Source organism: Arthrobacter sp. 05L417 (genome assembly GCF_056397865.1).
In genome coordinates this window covers 62959-80351 of the sequence record NZ_JBFTOG010000014.1, presented here as the reverse complement: position 1 = coordinate 80351, position 17393 = coordinate 62959, and the positions used below count along the sequence as shown (strand labels likewise).

Genomic DNA, 17393 nt, shown 5'->3' with positions numbered 1-17393 from the left:
ACAAGCGATTGCCAAAAATTGTCATTGGTGCTGCAATTGTGGGACAAGTCACTCGTTGTTGAGGGGCTGCGGCAGATGAGGAACACCTAGACATGGCAGAACTCCAGCTCCAGTCACCGGGCAGGCAGCCCACGATCCGCGACGTCGCGGAGCTTGCGGGAGTGGCAACATCGACAGTCTCGAGGGCCCTAAGTAATCCCGGGCGGGTGAACCACGTGACGCGCGAGCGGATCGAAGAAGCGGCTGCGCAATTGAACTACATTCCCAGCTCCCAGGCCCGCGGGCTCAGCTCCGGACGCACCCAGACCGTTGCCGTCCTGGTTCCGGACATCACCAATCCGTTCTACTTCGACATCATCCGCGGGACGCAGCACCAGCTGAAGGCTGCCGGCTACACGCAACTCCTCGTGGACACCGAGGAATCCGCGGAAATGGAGGCGGATGCCCTGCAGAAAATGCGGCGTTCAGCAGACGGTTTCATCCTTGCCGCCTCCCGCCTGACGGACGCGCAACTGGCCGAGGCCGCGACGCAGCAGCCCCTCGTCACCATCAACCGGGCTCCGGCAATCGCACCCACTGTGGTGATCGATACGCCGTCGGCCATCATCCAGGCGCTGGAACACCTGGTCTCGCTGGGGCACACGAGGATTTGCTTCGTCGGGGGCCCGGCCACCTCCTGGTCCAACGCCAAGCGGTGGCAAGCGTTCCAGGAAGAAACCGCCGAACGGAAGCTGACCACGTTCAGCGTGGGGCCGTTCGCGCCCAAGACCACATCCGGCGCAGCCGCAGCGGACGCCGCAGTGCATACGGGCGCCACTGCATGCATCGTCTTCAATGACCTGCTGGCCATCGGGATGCTGCAGCGCTTGCGCGAACGCGGTATCCGGGTGCCCGACGACATGAGCATCGTCGGTTGCGACGACATCTTCGGAGCCGATTTCTGCAACCCTCCGTTGACCACCATGGCGTCTCCCATTGAACAAGCCGGGCGGGTAGCCGTCTCCATGCTCCTGTCCCGGCTGAATCCCCAGTACGGCGGCACCAGCCGGCGCCTTGCGGTCATGCCCACGCACCTCACCGTCAGGGCATCGACGGGCGCCGCGCCGTCGTAATCCCCACCGACGCTCGCTCACTTATAGCGCGTTTTGGCGCGACCCTCGCTCACATCATCTGAGCGAGCGATCGTCGATTGGCGCCCATATCTGAGCGAGCGTTCCTCGATTGGCGTGACACTTGAGGTGACACAGTTGAGTGTTTCAAGCGCTGGTTACTAGTGTTGGGGACATGCGCACACTCCAGGCCACGATCATTGCCGAAATGGGCGTCCAGCCCCGGATCGACCCTGCCGAGGAGGTCCGCAAACGCGTTACGTTCCTGAAGGAATACCTCAAGGCAACGCACACCAAGGGTTTTGTCCTGGGCATTTCCGGCGGACTCGATTCTTCCCTCGCCGGACGTCTTGCCCAACTGGCGGTCGAGGAGCTTGAGGCCGAGGGCGTCGAAGCGAACTTCGTGGCGGTCCGGCTCCCCTACGGAGCCCAGCACGACGAGGACGACGCCCAGGCCGCGCTCGACTTTATCCAGGCCAAGACCGAGTGGACATTCAACATCTCCCGCGCAGTAGACGGTTTCGAGGATGAGTTCGAAAAGACCACGGGTGCGCGCATCTCGGATTTCCACAAGGGCAACACCAAGGCCCGGGCCCGCATGACCGCGCAGTACGCTCTCGCAGGCGAGCACAATTACCTGGTGATCGGCACGGACCACGGAGCCGAATCCGTCACTGGATTCTTCACCAAGTTCGGCGACGGCGGCGCGGACATCCTGCCGCTCTTCGGCCTCAATAAGCGGCAGAACCGTGCACTCCTCGCGGAGCTGGGCGCCCCGTCCCGTATTTGGGACAAGGTCCCCACGGCCGACCTCCTGGACGGCAAGCCCGGCCGCACCGACGAGGACGAACTCGGCATCAAGTACGAGCAAATCGACGACTACCTCGAAGGCCGGGAAGTCTCCGACGAGGTGGCGGAGACCATCGAGCAGAAGTACCTGCGCACGCGGCACAAACGCACTGTTCCGGTCACGATTTTCGACACGTGGTGGAAGTAGCAGTCGCCCTAACCGGGGCCCCACCGTCACGCTGAGCGACTTTTTGCAGCGCACGACGGCGGCCTGCCGCGCCGTGGCGGGGGCGCCGCCGTCGTAATCCCTCAAGAGTGTGTCCGGCGTGACGGAACGCGGCCGCACCTCGTCGCCTCTTCCAAACCCTTGGATGTCCTAGTATATTGCAGGTGAGGCGGATCACACGGCCAGCTCGTTCCCGGTCCGCGCTGACCCATCCACGCAGGGCGAAAGGCAGACAATGACAGTCACCGACGACTTCCGTGCAGCCCGCGACCGGCTCCTTGAGCTGCGCACCAACTACGCCCAGGCACACAGCGAATTCCAGTGGCCCCGTTTCACCGAGTTCAACTTCGCCCTCGACTGGTTCGACCAGATCGCGGCCAACCCTGGCACGGCCAATAACCCTGCGCTGGTGATCGTCGAGCAGGACGGCAGCTCCACCCGCCGAAGCTTCGCCGAACTCTCCGCACGGTCCTCGCAGATCGCCAACTGGCTCCGCGGCAAGGGCGTCCGCCGCGGCGACCGCATGATCATCATGCTTGGCAACCAGGTGGAACTGTGGGAACTCATGCTGGCCGGAATCAAACTCGGCGTGGTCCTGATTCCCACCACCACGCTCATGGGCCCACGCGACATCACGGATCGCGTGGAACGCGGCGGCGCCCGCTGGGCCGCCGTCGGGAGCGCCAATATTGCCAAGTTCGCCGAGGTCCCGGGCGATTACACCCTCATTGAAGTGGGCGGCAGCCAGAACACCGGCGCCCTTCAATACGCCGAGTCGGATTCCGCGGAGACCGTTTTCGTCCCGGATGCCCCCACCGCCGCCGACGAAACCATGCTCCTCTACTTCACCTCGGGCACCACGTCGCGGGCCAAGCTGGTGGAGCACACCCACACCTCATACCCGGTGGGGCACCTCTCAACGATGTACTGGATCGGCCTGGAACCCGGAGACGTCCACCTCAATGTGGCTTCACCCGGCTGGGCCAAGCACGCGTGGTCCAACGTTTTCACGCCGTGGATCGCCGAGGCCTGCGTCTTCGTCTACAACTACGATCGCTTCGATGCCAAGGCCCTCATGGAGCAGATGGGGCGCGAAGGCGTCACGAGTTTCTGTGCCCCGCCCACCGTGTGGCGGATGCTCATCCAGGCTGACCTGACCCTGCTCAAAACCCCGCCCACCAAGGTGGTTTCGGCGGGCGAACCCCTCAACGCCGAGGTAATCGGGCAAGTGGAGAGGGCCTGGGGTCAGACCATCCGCGACGGTTTCGGCCAGACGGAGTCAACCGTCCAGGTCGCCAATACCCCGGGGCAACCGGTCAAGACCGGCTCCATGGGACGGCCGCTGCCTGGTTACGACGTGGTGCTCGTTGATCCGACCACCGGCGAAGAGGCCGACGACGGCGAACTGTGCTTGCGCTTGGACCCCCGCCCCGTGGGGCTCATGAAGTCCTACTTCGGCGACCCGGAAAAGACGGCCGAGGCTTTCCGCGAGGGTTACTACCACACGGGCGACATGGCCAGCCGGGACGGGAACGGCGTCATTACCTACGTGGGCCGTGGAGACGATGTCTTCAAATCCTCCGACTACCGTTTGTCACCTTTCGAACTCGAAAGCGTCCTGATCGAACACCCCGCAGTGGCGGAGGCCGCCGTCGTGCCCTCTCCTGATCCAGTCAAGCTTTCGGTGCCCAAAGCCTTCGTAGTGCTCGCCGCCGGGTACGAGCCCGGCCCGGCCGTGGCGGAGGACATCCTCAGGTACTGCCGGCAGCACCTGGCGCCGTTCAAGCGCATCCGTCGGCTCGAATTCGGCGAGTTGCCCAAGACGATTTCCGGCAAAATCCGGCGTGTCGAACTTCGAGGCACGGAGGTGGCCCGCCACGGCGACGGGCCGCTGCCCGCCGGACTGGGCGTCGAGTACACCGAGGACGAGTTCCCGAGTCTGAAAGAATAGGCAGCCAAGCAATGTCAGGAGGCACCGTGGGCAGCCCGCTCCCCCGCGACCCCATCGCCGACGCCCAGCGAAACTGGGAACGCCACGGCTGGGGCGAAGTCGCCGCGCCCATGGCGGCCATCACCGCGATCATGCGCACGCAGCAGATCCTGCTGGCGCGGATCGAGGGCGTGTTGAAGCCGTTCGGCCTGACCTTCGCGCGCTACGAGCTCCTGGCGCTGCTGAGTTTCGCGCGCAGCGGCGCGTTGCCCATGAACAAAGCCAGCGCGCTGCTCCAGGTGCATCCGACGTCGGTGACCAACGCCGTCGACCGCCTCGAAAAGGCGGCACTCGTGGTCCGCTCCCCGCACCCCACTGACGGGCGCACCACGCTGATCGAGCTCACCGCGGAGGGCCGCACCATCGCGAAGCGCGCGACGACGGCACTCAACAGCGAGGTGTTCGGCCAGTCCGGCTTCGGGGACGACGACGTCGAGCACCTGATCCGCGTGCTCGGAGACTTCCGCAAGGCCGCGGGCGACTTTACCGACTGATTACTTGGGGCGGACCCTGTACTCGAGTTCGATCAACCCCTGATCGTAGGTCTTCGCGCCCGTCAGGCTCAGCAACGCCGGGGCCTGGCCGGCGGGATACACGCCGCGTCCCGCCCCGATCGCCACAGGCATGACCACGAGGCGCAGGACATCCACTTCGCCGGCCTTGAAGAACGCTTCACTCAAGGTGAGGCTGCCCCAGAGGACAATGGCGCCGTCGGTCTCGCGCTTGATTCTGCGGATCGCCTCCACAGCATCACCGCCTTCAACGGTGGCCTCCGGAAAATCGCCCCATGGCGCCTTCTCAAGGGTCCTTGAAAACACGTATCGGCGCAGCCCGTTCAGCGCAGGTGCGATGATTTCCCCTGCCGATGCCGGCGTCGGCCAGAACTCCGCGAACATGCGGTAGGTCGAGCCGCCAAGCACCATGGCGTCCACGGAGTCCAGCCACTCCAGTTGGTTGCGGTCGAATTCGGCGGTCCCTCCTTCGAGCAATTCGTAGGCTCTGAACTCATTGTTGGCATCGGCTGCAAAACCGTCCGCCGTCACGAATTCCTGAACAACCAGCTGCCCCATGGTCCACTCCTCGCATCGATTGGCAGCTGGACTCTACGCCGGGCTTGCGATGGCCACAAGGCTCTAATTGCACCGGCCGACCACATTATGAGATTCATATATCAAATAGTGAGACTCGGTCCTAGCATTGTGGCTATGCAGAATTCAGCTGTGGAACCCTTTGTCGATCTCGAATGGTTGTCTCAAAACCGTCGCCGCGTGGTGCTGGCCGATGTGCGCTGGTACCTCGACGGACGCTCCGGCCGGGAAGCTTACGACCGCGGGCACATCCCCGGCGCCGTCTTTGTCGATCTGGATCGATGGCTCTCGGCGGAGGGATCGCCACTCGAAGGACGGAACCCGCTGCCCGCGTCGCATGATTTCGCCCTGGGGATGCGGGAATTGGGAATCAGCGACGACAATATCGTGGTGGCTTACGACGACGCCGGCGGGGTCATCGCCGCACGCTTGGTCTGGATGCTGCGCGCCACAGGCCACAGCTCAGCTCTTCTGGATGGTGGGCTGGGCAGCTACGAAGGGCCCCTGGAAACCGAACACCCTTCGAGGCCCGCGGGTGATTTCACTGCCAAACCGTGGCCGAGCAACCGACTGGCGGAGATCCACGAACTCTCGATCGAAACGAACCTCGCGGTGGACGCACGCAACCGTGACCGCTTCGAGGGCAGGCAGGACCCCATCGATCCACGGCCGGGGCATGTGCCCGGCGCGAGGAACGTCCCGTGCAGGGAGAACCTTGGCCCCGCCGGGAAACTGCGCAGCAAGGCCGAGTTGCTGCGCATCTTCGCCAAGGCGGGTATCACGTCTGCAGAGAACGTCATCAGCTATTGCGGCTCCGGGGTGACGGCTTGCCACAATCTCTTGGCCTTGGAGTATGCCGGTCTTGGACACGGCCGGCTCTTCACGGGCGGCTGGTCCCAATACGGCCACGCGCTCGAACTCCCGGTCGAGCTCGGAGCCGCAAATGGGCCATCCACTGCTCCCCACCGGCCCCCCTCGCCTCACAAGTTCGGCTAGGGAACCCTGCCGGCGTGGGCCCAGCGCCGTTTTGGGCGGACCCTAAAGGTGTTTGAACTCCGGCTGACGCTTCTCGTTGAACGCAGCCATGCCCTCTTTTTGGTCCTCGGTGGCGAACAATGAGTGGAAGATCCGACGCTCAAACAAAACGCCCTGGGAGAGGCCGGTTTCGAAGGCGGCATTGACGGCTTCCTTCGCCACCATGGCAACCGGTTTGGACTTGGATGCGATCACTTCGGCGGCCTTCAGTGCCTCTTCCACCACGGAATCGGCCGGCACGACGCGGGAAACAAGTCCTGCCCGTTCCGCTTCCTCGGCGCCCATGAACCGGCCCGTGAGGACCATGTCCATCGCCTTGGCCTTGCCCACGGCATGGGTCAACCGCTGCGAGCCGCCCATGCCGGGAATGACACCGAGGTTGATTTCCGGTTGGCCGAACTTGGCGTTGTCCCCGGCAATGATGAAATCGCACATCATGGCAAGTTCACAACCTCCACCCAAGGCAAAGCCCGACACTGCGGCAATCACGGGAATGCGCAGGCGGGTGAGGTTTTCCCAACCACGGAACCAGTCGGCGGCGTACATTTCCATGTACCCCTTGGATGCCATCTCCTTGATGTCGGCTCCGGCCGCGAAGGCCTTTTCCGAGCCGGTGATCACCACGGCACCCACTCCGGGATCCGCGTCCATGTCCGACACGGCGGCCACGATCTCATTCATGGTGGCCTGGTTCAACGCATTGAGCGCCTTCGGCCGGTTCAGGGTCACCAAACCCACCCGTCCACGGAGTTCCACCAGGATGTTTTCATACTGCTGCGCCAAGCCGTGCCCCTTTTGTCGGTTGCTCAGTTTTGTCGGTTGCCCAGTTGTGTCCTATCCGCCAAGGCTACTTGGCGGACTTGTCCCGGATGTCCGTGATGATGCCGGAGAAGTCACGCCCGGCTCCGCCTTCGGCGGCGAAAGCGTCATAAATCTTCGATGCCAGGTGCCCCATTTGCCCGTCGACTCCGGTGCTCTCAAGCGCGTTGACCGCGAGCCGGAGGTCCTTCGCCATGAGCGCTCCGGCGAATCCGGGTTGGTAGTCGCGGTTGGCCGGGCTCGTGGGAACCGGTCCGGGAACCGGGCAGTTGGTGGTCAACGCCCAGCACTGCCCGGAGGCGTTGGAGGCGACATCGAACAACGCTTGGTGCGTCAGGCCCAGCTTCTCGCCCAGGACGAACGCCTCGCTAACGGCGATCATGGACACGCCCAGGATCATGTTGTTGCAGACCTTGGCGGCCTGCCCGGCTCCGTGGTCTCCGCAGTGCACGATCCTCCGGCCCATGAGTTCCAGGATCGGCTTCACCGTTTCGAAGTCCTCGGGCAGCGCCCCCACCATGAAGGTCAGGGTTCCTGCTTCGGCACCCACCACGCCTCCGGAAACGGGCGCGTCCACGGAGCGGTGGCCGGCGTCCAGGGCAATGGCTGCTGCCTCGCGGGCCTCGTCGACGTTGATGGTGGAGCAGTCGAGGAACAGTGTGTCCGGGGCAGCCACGGAGAGCAGGCCGGGCGCCCCGTCCACTCCCCGGTAAGCGTCCAGGACGTGCTTGCCACTGGGCAGCATCGTCAGGACAACGGATGCCCCCGCAACGGCTTCGGAAGCGGAATCCACCGTGGCAATGCCGTGTTCACGGGCCGCCTCAAGTGCTGCCGTGACGGGATCGTACGCCACCACTTGATGCCCGGCTTTGACAAGATTCACGGCCATGGGGCCGCCCATGTGGCCAAGGCCGAGGAAAGCGATGGTGCCGGAAGCTGCGTTTTCAGACATGGTCGGACTCCTTTGAATGAAGTTTGAGTTCACGGTCGCCGAGCGATGCGAAGAAGCCCTCGACGGCGGCTGGCGACACCTCCGCCAGGGAGGCTGGCTTCCACTGGGGGTTGCGGTCCTTGTCCACCACTTGGGCGCGGATCCCCTCGCGAAAATCCGGTCCGGTCAGGCATCGCAAGCCAACGCGGTATTCCTGTTCCAAGGCTTCCTCGAGGGAGAGCCCCCGGACGCGCCGCAACGATTCCAGGGTGACCTTCACGGCCGTGGGCGACTTCGTCTCGATCGTGTCCGCGGCGGCAGCGGCATCCCCCTCGGCGTCGCGCAGCCTGGCGATAATTTCCTCAGCGTCGTCGGAGGCATAGGCGGCATCGATCCACTCGCGCTGGCCGGACAGTGCCGAGGCCGGCGGTTCCTGCACAAAGCGCCCGACGGCGGCCTCCGCCGTCGAGCTTTCCAGCGCTTCCGCGAGCGCGGACAGGCTTTCGGACGGGACGAAGTGGTCCGCGAGCCCAAGAAACAGGGCGTCGGCCCCGCTCAAGTGGGCACCCGTGAGGGCTGCGTGGGTGCCAGACTCGCCCGGTGAGCGGGACAGCAGAAGGGTTCCGCCGACGTCGGGCACAAAACCGATCGTTGTTTCCGGCATGCCTGTACGGGTCCGCTCGGTGACCACACGGACGGAGCCGTGGGCCGAGATCCCGACCCCGCCACCAAGGACCAGCCCGTCCATGAAAGCCACGTACGGCTTCGGGTACCTGGCAATGAGCGAGTTCAGGCGGTACTCCGCTGCCCAGAAGTCGGCGGTCTGGTTGCCGTGGCGCAGCATGTCGTCGTAGATCGCCACGATGTCTCCGCCCGCGCATAACCCGCGATCCCCGGCGCCGTGCACCAAAACTGTCTTGATGTCGTCGTCGACCACCCAGGCCGTGAGCTGCTCCAGCATGGCGTGCACCATGCCGGCTGTGAGCGCGTTGACCGCCTGGGGACGGTTCAAAGTAACGACGCCGAGGTGGCCCCGCTTCTCGAACAGAACCTCCGCCATTAGCTGCCGGCCGGCATCACGAAGCTGGCGCCCTGGCGGATGCCGGAGGGCCAACGGGTGGTGACCGTCTTGGTCTTGGTGTAGAAGCGGAAGGCGTCCGCGCCGTGCTGGTTCAGGTCGCCGAAGCCCGAGGCCTTCCAGCCACCGAAAGTGTAGTAGGCAATCGGGACGGGAATGGGGACGTTGATGCCCACCATGCCGACCTCGACGCGGCTCGCGAAGTCGCGGGCGGCGTCGCCGTCGCGGGTGAAGATCGCGACGCCGTTGCCGAACTCGTGCTCGGAGCAAAGCCGCAGCGCTTCTTCGTAGTCAGCTGCGCGGAGGACGCTCAGGACCGGGCCGAAGATCTCCTCCTTGTAGATGGACATGTCCTTCGTGACGTTGTCGAAGAGTGTCGGGCCAACCCAGAAACCTCCGGCGTATCCGTCCACCTTCAGGTCGCGCCCATCGGTGACGAGTGTGGCGCCCTGGTCGACGCCCGCTTGGATGTATCCCTCGATACGGTGCTTCGCCGAGGCGGCGACGACAGGTCCGAAGTCCGAATCCGCGGCCAGGCTGGGACCCACCTTCAGGGCCTTGATGCGGTCCTGCAACTTGGAGACGAGCTGATCAGCCGTCTCCTGGCCAACGGATACGGCCACCGAAATCGCCATGCAACGCTCGCCGGCGGAGCCGAAGCCGGCACCGATGAGGGCATCCGCGGCCATGTCGAGATCGGCGTCGGGCATGATCACCATGTGGTTCTTGGCGCCGCCGAAGCACTGGGCGCGCTTCCCGTGGGCCGCGGCGGTGGCGTAAATGTACTGGGCAATCGGCGTGGATCCGACGAAGCCGATGGCCTTCACGCGCGGATCCTCGAGGAGGGTATCCACGGCTTCCTTGTCGCCATTGATGACGTTGAAGACGCCGTCCGGCAATCCCGCCTCGGTGAAAAGTTCTGCCAGGCGCAGCGGCACGGACGGATCACGCTCAGAAGGCTTGAGGATGAAGGCGTTGCCGGCAGCCAGCGCGGGGCCGGACTTCCAGAGTGGAATCATGGCAGGGAAGTTGAAAGGCGTAATGCCCGCGACGACGCCGAGCGGCTGGCGCAATGAGTGGACGTCGATGCCCGTGCCTGCGTTGTCCGAGAATTCGCCCTTGAGCAGGTGGGGCGCGCCGGCGGCGAACTCCACCACCTCGATGCCGCGCTGGATGTCACCCTTGGCATCGGGGAAGGTCTTGCCGTGCTCGGAGGAAAGGAGCGTGGCGAGTTCGTCCATGTGTTCGTTGACCAAGTCCACGAACTTCAGCAGGATCCGGCCGCGGCGCTGCGGGTTCATGGCGCCCCATTCGAGCTGGCCCTTCTCCGCGCTCGCTATGGCGTTCCTGACCTCGTCAGCACTGGCCAAGGGAAGCCGTGCCTGGACCTCGCCGGTGCAAGGATTGTAGACATCGCCAAAGCGAGTGGAGGTCCCGTCGATCCTCTGGCCGTCAATGTAGTGGGAAAGTTCGCGCACCATGGAATGCTCCTTTGCATAGGGGGAATGCCCGCCATCGGCCTCGAAAGCACATGTCCAACTGCGCTCCGGGACGTCTTTGATCCCGAATATACTCGGACTTCCTACTAATTTCTAGAGGACTTCAGTTGCTGCCCAGGCGGCCCGGCTCAACGCGGGAGCGAGCCGTAGGCATCCAGCGCCTCCCGCCGCGAGGCTTTAAGGTCAACCACCGGCTCCGGATAGTCCGCCGTGGACAGCTCGGGGATCCACTGGCCAACGTAGCTGCCGTGGGGATCGAATTTCGCGGCCTGGGTCTCCGGGTTGAAGATCCTGAAGAAGGGTGAAGCGTCCGCACCGGAACCCGCTACCCACTGCCAGTTCGCAGGATTCGAGGCAGGATCGGCATCCACCAGGGTGTCCCAGAACCATTGCTCGCCCACTTGCCAGTGCACGCCAAGGTTCTTCACCAAGAGGCTGGCGGAGACCATGCGAACCCGGTTGTGCATCCATCCCGAGTGCCACAATTGCCGCTGGCCGGCGTCCACCAAGGGGAACCCGGTGCGGCCCTCCTGCCATGCGCGGAGGAAGGTGGTTTCCTGGGCGGCGGCATCTGGCGAGCCGGCACCCTGGCCACCGGGCCAAGCCCACGGATAGTGGTCGAACCCCGGCCGCAAATTGGCCGTTGCCAGGTCCGGGTGATGGAAGTATTGGTGCCAGCAGAATTCACGCCACCCAAGTTCCGAGGCGAAGACGGCGGCGCCATCGCCCAGTTCCCGACGCCGGCCCTGCTGGGCATGCCATACCTCGAACGGGCTGAGCTGCCCCCAGCGCAAGAAGGGCGACAATCGGCTACTGCCCGGCAGGTCCGGACGATCCCGGTTCACCGAATAGTCCGCCAGCCCACGCTCCAGGAAGTCATCAAGAAGTTCATGGGCCTGGGCCGAACCCGGCTGCCAGCTTTCGGACAATCCGGCAGACCAATCCGGTTTCCGCGGTAACAATCCCCAGGTGTCCAATTCCTCGGATTCAGGCAGTTGGCCGGAGAATCCCCGGCCCGGTTCCGGGGCTTCCAGCGGTTCTCGGAAATCCAAGCCGGACACGGTCCGCCAAAAAGGCGTGAAGACCTTGAAGGGTCCACCTTGCTTCGTGGTGACGGCCCACGGCTCGTGCAGCAAGGAGGCTTGGAAACTCTCCGCGTGTATCCCGGACTCTCGCGCCCAGGTCTTGATGCCGGCGTCGAGCATTCGTTCTGGCTCGCCATAACGGCGGTTCCAGTACAGCGATCCAGATCCCACCGCCGTCGCGGTTTCCCGGACGATCTCGGCCGCCGGTCCGCGGCGCAACAAGAGCGGCACGCCCAGGGCCGCGAGGTCTTCGCGAAGGGAAAGCAGGGAATGATGCAGCCACCAGCGGGAAGCGCCGCCGAGCGGCCTGATGCCCGGCGATTCCTCGTCGAGGACATAGAGCGCGACGGCGGCACCGTCGTCAGCTGCCGCCCGCAGCGCCGGGTTGTCCGTGGCCCGGAGGTCGTCCCGGAACCACACGATTGACGGCTTCACTATTTCCCCTCGGGTTTGCTGCAAAGGTCATGCCCCTCAAGACGAATCCTAAGGGGCATGATCTGTGTTGATATTTACTTCGGCATCAGGACGCTGTCAACCAGGTACACCGTGGCGTTGGCGGTGTGGACGCCACCGCAGATCACGGCAGAGCCTCCGTCAACCTTGAGTGCGTCCTTGGATCCCGTAACGGTCACGGAGTCACCCTCAACCGTCTTGTGGGTTCCCACGATCTGGTCCGGGGTCAACTGGCCGGGGATGACGTGGTAGGTGAGGATCTTGCTCAAGAGAGCGTCGTCGGTCTTGAGGCTGTCGATGGTGGCGGCGGGGATCTTGGCGAAGGCGCTGTCCACAGGAGCGAAGACAGTGAACTGGCTGCCGTTGAGCGTGTCCACCAGGTTCACCTTGGGGTTCAGCTTGCCGGACACAGCGGCCGTGAGGGTCTTGAGCAGCGGGTTGTTGGAAGCGGCCACGGCTACGGGGTCGAGAGCCATGCCGGCAACGGAACCTGCACCGCTGGGAACCTGGGAAGCGTAAGCTGCACAGCCCGGGCCAACCAGGTCTTTGCTCGGGTCCATCGCGGCGCTTGCAGAAGCGGAGGGGGTCGCCGCCATGGTGGACGACGAGCTCGGAGCGGCCGACGACGGTGAAGCCGTGGAGGCGGAGCCGCCACAAGCGGTGAGGCCCAGCAGGGCGGAAGCGGCGAGACCGGCGATCGCAAAAGACGTGCGCTTTGTAGCAAGCATGACATTTCTCCTTCAAACGGACTGACATTCGGTGCCGGTTGATTCCGGCGTGAAAGCACTTCACCTTTGCGGGGCTAAGTCCTTATGCCAGCTATTCGGAGGTGCGGGCTGCGGGGATGGGTGAGTTTCAAAACTTAATCTGGAAGGCCTCAAGCGGAGCTCATCCGGTGCGCTTCTTCCATGAGCAACTTGCCGAGGAATTCCTGGCGTTCAGGACGGAACCGCGGCTCGATGCCCGTGAGGGACAAGGCGCCGATTGGCCGGCCCAGTTGGTCGAAAACGGCGGCGGCCATCCCCCAACTTCCTTCAAGCACCAACCCGGGATTCACCGAATACCCGACCATTCGGGTCTGCTCAAGGTTCCGACGCACCACGCTCTCGGTATGGCCTGTAGCGAATTCTCCAGCGTGCTGTCCCCAGTTGGACAAGACGAGTTCCTGCTCCTCGTCCGGCAGGAAAGCCATGATCGCGGTGCCCGCCGACGCCACGCCGAGCGGGAACCTGACGCCCTCGTGCAACACGAACGAGCGCACGGGAAAGCTGCCTTCTTCGCGGAGCACGCATACCGTTTCGTGGCCACGACGGATGGAATAGAAGGCGCTTTCCCCGCTCTCCCCGGCCAGGCGGCGCAGGCTGGGCCGGGCCAAACCCTCAAACGGGAAACGCGCCGCCGCCACGGACCCCAACAGGAAAATCTCAGGCCCCAGGATCCAGTTGCCGGTCCCCTGCTCGTGGTCCAGCAGGCCTTCGGCGGCAAGGGACGCGAGCAAGCGGTGTACCGTCGGGCGCGTCAACCCCGACTCGCGGACCAGGCCAGCGATGGACATGCCCTCCGGCTTGCGTCCCACGAGCCTGAGGAGCGCGGCGACCCGCCCCACCACCTGGGCGCCCTGCACGGGTTTGATTTGTGGCTGCTGAGTCGGCAACTCCACCCCTCTCCAAAGATTTCCTCCACAATGTGGACACTTAAAAGACTAGCGTCCACACTGTGCGAATTCAGCCTCACTGCCCATAGGACGCCGTTGACCCTTCGCCCAGGCCACCATATGCTCCTTGCCAAACGACCAGCCCAGACGACTAGCTCAGCACAGTGTCCACAAAGTGGATAACTGCCGAGTGACCCTACTCAAAGACGAGGACAACGCCATGGCCAAAATCCATCCCAGCGCAGCCGTTGCACTGCAGGACGTCCTGCGCGACGGCCAGACGATCGCCGTCGGCGGCTTCGGGCTCAGCGGCATCCCTGCGGACCTCATCGATGCCGTCCGCGATTCGGGGGTCAAGGACCTGACTGTGGTCTCCAACAACATGGGCATTGACGGCAAGGGACTCGGCGTCCTCATCGAAGCCGGCCAGGTCCGCAAGGTCATCGCCTCGTACGTGGGCGAGAACAAGCTTTTCGCCGAGCAGTATCTCTCCGGCCAGCTTGAGGTCGAGTTCGCTCCCCAGGGCACCCTCGCGGAGCGACTCCGCGCGGGAGGCGCCGGAATCCCCGCCTTCTACACGCGGACCGGCGTCGGAACCCTGGTTGCCGAAGGCAAGCCGCTCGAAGAGTTCGACGGCGTCACGTACGTCCGAGAGCGTGGGATCGTCGCCGACGTCGCGCTGGTCCACGCCCACACCGCGGACACGGACGGCAACCTGATCTACCGCTACACGGCCCGGAACTTCAACCCGGTCGTGGCGACAGCGGGAATCGTGACCATCGCCGAGGCCGAAGTGATCGTGGAGCCCGGCGAGCTGGACCCCAACAACATCGTGACGCCCGGCGTCTACGTCCAACGGCTGGTCCAGGCGAGCGGCCGGGCGAAGGACATCGAGCAGCGCACCGTCCGCCAGCGCGCTGACGCCCTGGCCTGACCGCAAACAACCCAGCGAAGGAGTACCACCATGGCATGGACCCGCGACGAGATGGCCGCCATTGCGGCCCAGGAACTCAACGACGGTGATTACGTCAATCTCGGCATCGGCATTCCCACCCTTGTTGCCAACAACCTGTCTGAAGGTGTGCGGGTTGTCCTGCAAAGCGAGAACGGACTGCTCGGCATGGGGCCCTTCCCCTATGAAGGCGAGGAAGACGCCGACCTCATCAACGCCGGCAAGCAGACCGTCACGGTCCTGCCCGGCGGCAGCATCTTCGACTCCGCGACGTCTTTCGGGATGATCCGGGGCGGACACGTCAAGGTTGCCATCCTCGGCGCCATGCAGGTTTCCGGCAACGGCGACCTCGCCAACTGGACCATTCCGGGAAAGATGGTCAAGGGCATGGGCGGCGCCATGGACCTGGTCGCCGGGACCCCGCGCGTCGTGGTCCTCACCGAGCACAACGCCAAGGACGGGAGCGCCAAGATCGTCCGGGAATGCACCCTGCCGTTGACCGGGTTGGGGGTTGTGGACCGGATTGTCAGCGACCTCGCGGTATTTGATCTCGTGCGGAACGTACAAGAAACAGACGGCGGGCGGCAGCTCACGCTGAGCCGCCTCGCGCCCGGGGTCACCGTGGAGGAGATCCGTAGCAAGACGGAGGCCGCATTCACGGTCTCCTTGGAGGAACCCGCTCTCGAAGGAGCCACAGCATGAGCCTGAAAGACCAGTTCGGCAAAGATGTCCTGCTCACCGGCTGGGGACACAGCAAGTTCGGCAAGCTCACGGACGAGACGCTCGAGTCCCTGATCGTCCAGGTGTCCGCGGAGGCCATCCAGAACTCGGGCCTTGAGCCCCGGGACATCGACGAGATATACCTCGGCCAGTTCAACTCCGGCATGCAGCCCCTGGGCTTCACGTCCTCGCTTGCCCTCCAGCTGTCCGAAGATCTTTCCAACGTGCCCGCAACCAGGACCGAAAACGCCTGCGCTTCCGGTTCCGCAGCGTTCCAGCAGGGCGTGAAGGCCGTGCTGGCCGGCACTGCCCGCAACGTCCTGGTGATCGGGGCCGAGAAGATGACGGATGCGGGGGCGGACGTCGTTGGCGCAGCCCTCCTCGGCGCGTCCTACGAAATGGCAGGCAAGGCATCCACCACTGGCTTCACGGGACTGTTCGCCGAGGTGGCCAAGCACTACGACAAGCGGTATGCCGCGGGCATCGAAGGCTCTGGTTTTGCCGGCGGCTTGGGCGACATCCTTGGTTCCATCGCCGCCAAGAACCACCGCAACGGCATGGACAACCCCTACGCGCAGATGCATCGGGACTTCGGCGAGGAGTTCTGCCGGACGGTTTCCGAGAAAAACCCCATGGTCGCCGAACCGCTGCGCCGCACCGACTGCTCCCCCGTGTCCGACGGCGCCGCCGCCGTCGTGCTATCCCTCGGCACGGCGTCGGGCCCTGCTACCGAACCCGTACGGTTGGCGGGCTTCGGGCACGCGAACGACTTCTTCCCGCCAGAGCGCCGCGACCCCACGGAGTTCGCCGCTACGCGGGTCTCCTGGGAGCGCGCGCTGGGGATGGCGGGCATCGGGATCGACGGACTGGACTTCGCCGAAGTGCACGATTGCTTCACGATCGCCGAACTGATCATGTACGAGGCCATGGGACTCACGCCGCGCGGCGAAGGCTCCAGGGCAGTGCAGGAGGGCTGGGTCTACAAGGACGGCAAGCTGCCCATCAACGTCTCCGGCGGCCTGAAGGCCAAGGGCCACCCCGTGGGCGCCACCGGCGTATCGCAGCACGTCATCGCGGCCATGCAGCTCACCGGAACCGCCGGCGCCATGCAACTGCCCAACGCCCGCCGCGGCGCCGTACAGAACATGGGCGGCGTTGGCATCGCGAACTACGTCTCAGTTTTGGAGGCTGTCTAAGCGAGGGCGGCGGCCCCTGCCCGGGTGTGGTGGGCACCGCGAAGCGGGCGGGGCGGGGGCCGGCGCCCTCGCCCCCAACTTGACGCCGCTTCCCTACTGCGCCGCAAGCACCGCCGCACCGGCTGCTGCACACGCTTCGTCAAGGGCGCCGTCCGGTGCGCCGCCGACGCCGATTCCCGCCACCGAGACGCCGTTCACCTTGAGCGGCACGCCACCCGGGAGGAAAAGAGTGCCCGGGAGGTCGGCGATCGACGGTCCGTTGCCATTGATCCTCTTGGCCAGTTCGCTCGTCGGGGCACCGAAGGCGGCTGCGGTGTAGGCCTTCTGCTTGGCGGCCTCGATGGTGTGTTCGGCCGCATTGTCGCCGCGGAGCAAGGCCTGCACTGTTCCGAAGCGGTCCACGAGCGCAACCGTGACGAACGGAAGCTTGTCGGCCTGGCACTTCGCCAAAGCAGCGTTGACAGCCTGGCTGGATGCCCCGACGGTGATGCGATTCTGGGAGACAACGTTTTCCGCCGAGGGATTGACGTCGACGGTGGCAGTCGCGATCTTTGCGGCGGCGGGCGTCACGGCATTCGCGACGGCGGTTGCCCCGCCGGTCAGGAGCAAAGCTCCTGCGGCAGCGACGGCGAAGATCTTGTTGGACTTCTTCATGGTGGTCCTCCGGGAGGTCGGCAACGGGTACATTTCCATGCTTCCGGCAGGGCTTCCTCCGCACATCCGGCGCTCGTCGCGCCTGGCCTCATCCTTTCCGCTCCCGGTATCAGCC

Annotated in this window: 17 protein-coding genes; 8 read left to right on the top strand and 9 right to left on the bottom strand. The window is 64.7% G+C overall.

From position 1 onward, the window contains the following. Nucleotides 1-92: 92 nt before the first annotated feature. The 4 genes from AC1DJW_RS12645 to AC1DJW_RS12630 all read left to right on the top strand — a co-directional run bounded on the left by AC1DJW_RS12645 (nt 93) and on the right by AC1DJW_RS12630 (nt 4608). Nucleotides 93-1112 (top strand): LacI family DNA-binding transcriptional regulator, encoded by a 1020-nt coding sequence (locus tag AC1DJW_RS12645; protein ID WP_390281644.1) that lies wholly within the window; start codon nt 93-95, stop codon nt 1110-1112. A 172-nt stretch (nt 1113-1284) separates the two neighbouring features. After that, entirely contained in the window at nt 1285-2106 is an 822-nt protein-coding gene (nadE, locus tag AC1DJW_RS12640) for an ammonia-dependent NAD(+) synthetase (protein ID WP_476901561.1), read from the top strand. A 253-nt stretch (nt 2107-2359) separates the two neighbouring features. Further along, the gene (locus AC1DJW_RS12635) at nt 2360-4075 is read left to right on the top strand and encodes an AMP-binding protein (protein WP_476901560.1); all 1716 of its coding nucleotides are present in this window, start codon (nt 2360-2362) and stop codon (nt 4073-4075) included. A gap of 26 nt (nt 4076-4101) precedes the next feature. Continuing rightward, nucleotides 4102-4608, top strand: a complete 507-nt coding sequence (locus tag AC1DJW_RS12630; RefSeq protein WP_284754639.1) for a MarR family winged helix-turn-helix transcriptional regulator — start codon at nt 4102-4104, stop codon at nt 4606-4608. On the opposite strand, the gene AC1DJW_RS12625 is transcribed toward AC1DJW_RS12630, so the two are convergent. Beyond that, nucleotides 4609-5184, bottom strand: a complete 576-nt coding sequence (locus AC1DJW_RS12625; RefSeq protein WP_476901559.1) for a dihydrofolate reductase family protein — start codon at nt 5182-5184, stop codon at nt 4609-4611. It lies immediately after the preceding gene. Between the two features lie 135 nt (nt 5185-5319). Between AC1DJW_RS12625 and AC1DJW_RS12620 the strand changes: the two genes are divergently transcribed. Beyond that, nucleotides 5320-6198, top strand: coding sequence for a sulfurtransferase (locus AC1DJW_RS12620; protein ID WP_476901558.1), 879 nt, complete (start codon nt 5320-5322; stop codon nt 6196-6198). Nucleotides 6199-6240: 42 nt separating this feature from the next. On the opposite strand, the gene AC1DJW_RS12615 is transcribed toward AC1DJW_RS12620, so the two are convergent. The 7 genes from AC1DJW_RS12615 to AC1DJW_RS12585 all read right to left on the bottom strand — a co-directional run bounded on the left by AC1DJW_RS12615 (nt 6241) and on the right by AC1DJW_RS12585 (nt 13762). Further along, entirely contained in the window at nt 6241-7020 is a 780-nt protein-coding gene (locus AC1DJW_RS12615; protein WP_284754642.1) for an enoyl-CoA hydratase, read from the bottom strand. Between the two features lie 64 nt (nt 7021-7084). Continuing rightward, on the bottom strand, nt 7085-8008 hold the full coding sequence (gene mmsB, locus AC1DJW_RS12610) for a 3-hydroxyisobutyrate dehydrogenase (protein WP_390281632.1): 924 nt from the start codon (nt 8006-8008) through the stop codon (nt 7085-7087). Then, nucleotides 8001-9047, bottom strand: coding sequence for an enoyl-CoA hydratase/isomerase family protein (locus AC1DJW_RS12605; protein WP_459342182.1), 1047 nt, complete (start codon nt 9045-9047; stop codon nt 8001-8003). The genes mmsB and AC1DJW_RS12605 overlap by 8 nt, the downstream gene beginning before the upstream one ends. Beyond that, the gene (locus AC1DJW_RS12600; protein ID WP_476901557.1) at nt 9047-10546 is read right to left on the bottom strand and encodes a CoA-acylating methylmalonate-semialdehyde dehydrogenase; all 1500 of its coding nucleotides are present in this window, start codon (nt 10544-10546) and stop codon (nt 9047-9049) included. The genes AC1DJW_RS12605 and AC1DJW_RS12600 overlap by 1 nt, the downstream gene beginning before the upstream one ends. Before the next feature lie 146 nt (nt 10547-10692). Continuing rightward, a complete protein-coding gene (locus tag AC1DJW_RS12595; protein WP_476901556.1) occupies nt 10693-12084 on the bottom strand; it encodes a cryptochrome/photolyase family protein in 1392 nt (463 codons plus the stop codon). A gap of 74 nt (nt 12085-12158) precedes the next feature. Beyond that, complete coding sequence (locus AC1DJW_RS12590; protein ID WP_459342180.1) at nt 12159-12830, bottom strand: fasciclin domain-containing protein; 672 nt, start codon at nt 12828-12830, stop codon at nt 12159-12161. Nucleotides 12831-12979: 149 nt separating this feature from the next. Further along, on the bottom strand, nt 12980-13762 hold the full coding sequence (locus AC1DJW_RS12585) for an IclR family transcriptional regulator (RefSeq protein WP_459342179.1): 783 nt from the start codon (nt 13760-13762) through the stop codon (nt 12980-12982). Between the two features lie 214 nt (nt 13763-13976). On the opposite strand from AC1DJW_RS12585, the gene AC1DJW_RS12580 reads away from it, so the two are divergent. The 3 genes from AC1DJW_RS12580 to AC1DJW_RS12570 are packed head-to-tail and all read left to right on the top strand — an operon-like array spanning nt 13977 to nt 16624. Then, the gene (locus tag AC1DJW_RS12580; RefSeq protein WP_284754734.1) at nt 13977-14690 is read left to right on the top strand and encodes a CoA transferase subunit A; all 714 of its coding nucleotides are present in this window, start codon (nt 13977-13979) and stop codon (nt 14688-14690) included. A gap of 30 nt (nt 14691-14720) precedes the next feature. Next, complete coding sequence (locus tag AC1DJW_RS12575) at nt 14721-15410, top strand: CoA transferase subunit B (RefSeq protein ID WP_476901555.1); 690 nt, start codon at nt 14721-14723, stop codon at nt 15408-15410. Next, nucleotides 15407-16624 (top strand): acetyl-CoA acetyltransferase, encoded by a 1218-nt coding sequence (locus tag AC1DJW_RS12570; RefSeq protein ID WP_476901554.1) that lies wholly within the window; start codon nt 15407-15409, stop codon nt 16622-16624. Before AC1DJW_RS12575 ends, AC1DJW_RS12570 begins: the two co-directional genes overlap by 4 nt. A gap of 93 nt (nt 16625-16717) precedes the next feature. Here AC1DJW_RS12570 and AC1DJW_RS12565 read toward each other — a convergent pair whose 3' ends face one another. Beyond that, a complete protein-coding gene (locus tag AC1DJW_RS12565; RefSeq protein WP_390281612.1) occupies nt 16718-17278 on the bottom strand; it encodes a GlcG/HbpS family heme-binding protein in 561 nt (186 codons plus the stop codon). Between the last annotated feature and the right edge of the window lie 115 nt (nt 17279-17393).

Bases quoted from the DNA above. Each gene is read 5' to 3' on its own strand.
- AC1DJW_RS12645 (WP_390281644.1), top strand. From the start codon at position 93: ATGGCAGAACTCCAGCTCCAGTCACCGGGCAGGCAGCCCACGATCCGC.
- nadE (WP_476901561.1), top strand. From the start codon at position 1,285: ATGCGCACACTCCAGGCCACGATCATTGCCGAAATGGGCGTCCAGCCC.
- AC1DJW_RS12635 (WP_476901560.1), top strand. From the start codon at position 2,360: ATGACAGTCACCGACGACTTCCGTGCAGCCCGCGACCGGCTCCTTGAG.
- AC1DJW_RS12625 (WP_476901559.1), bottom strand. From the start codon at position 5,184: ATGGGGCAGCTGGTTGTTCAGGAATTCGTGACGGCGGACGGTTTTGCA.
- AC1DJW_RS12620 (WP_476901558.1), top strand. From the start codon at position 5,320: ATGCAGAATTCAGCTGTGGAACCCTTTGTCGATCTCGAATGGTTGTCT.
- mmsB (WP_390281632.1), bottom strand. From the start codon at position 8,008: ATGTCTGAAAACGCAGCTTCCGGCACCATCGCTTTCCTCGGCCTTGGC.
- AC1DJW_RS12605 (WP_459342182.1), bottom strand. From the start codon at position 9,047: ATGGCGGAGGTTCTGTTCGAGAAGCGGGGCCACCTCGGCGTCGTTACT.
- AC1DJW_RS12600 (WP_476901557.1), bottom strand. From the start codon at position 10,546: ATGGTGCGCGAACTTTCCCACTACATTGACGGCCAGAGGATCGACGGG.
- AC1DJW_RS12590 (WP_459342180.1), bottom strand. From the start codon at position 12,830: ATGCTTGCTACAAAGCGCACGTCTTTTGCGATCGCCGGTCTCGCCGCT.
- AC1DJW_RS12580 (WP_284754734.1), top strand. From the start codon at position 13,977: ATGGCCAAAATCCATCCCAGCGCAGCCGTTGCACTGCAGGACGTCCTG.
- AC1DJW_RS12575 (WP_476901555.1), top strand. From the start codon at position 14,721: ATGGCATGGACCCGCGACGAGATGGCCGCCATTGCGGCCCAGGAACTC.
- AC1DJW_RS12570 (WP_476901554.1), top strand. From the start codon at position 15,407: ATGAGCCTGAAAGACCAGTTCGGCAAAGATGTCCTGCTCACCGGCTGG.
- AC1DJW_RS12565 (WP_390281612.1), bottom strand. From the start codon at position 17,278: ATGAAGAAGTCCAACAAGATCTTCGCCGTCGCTGCCGCAGGAGCTTTG.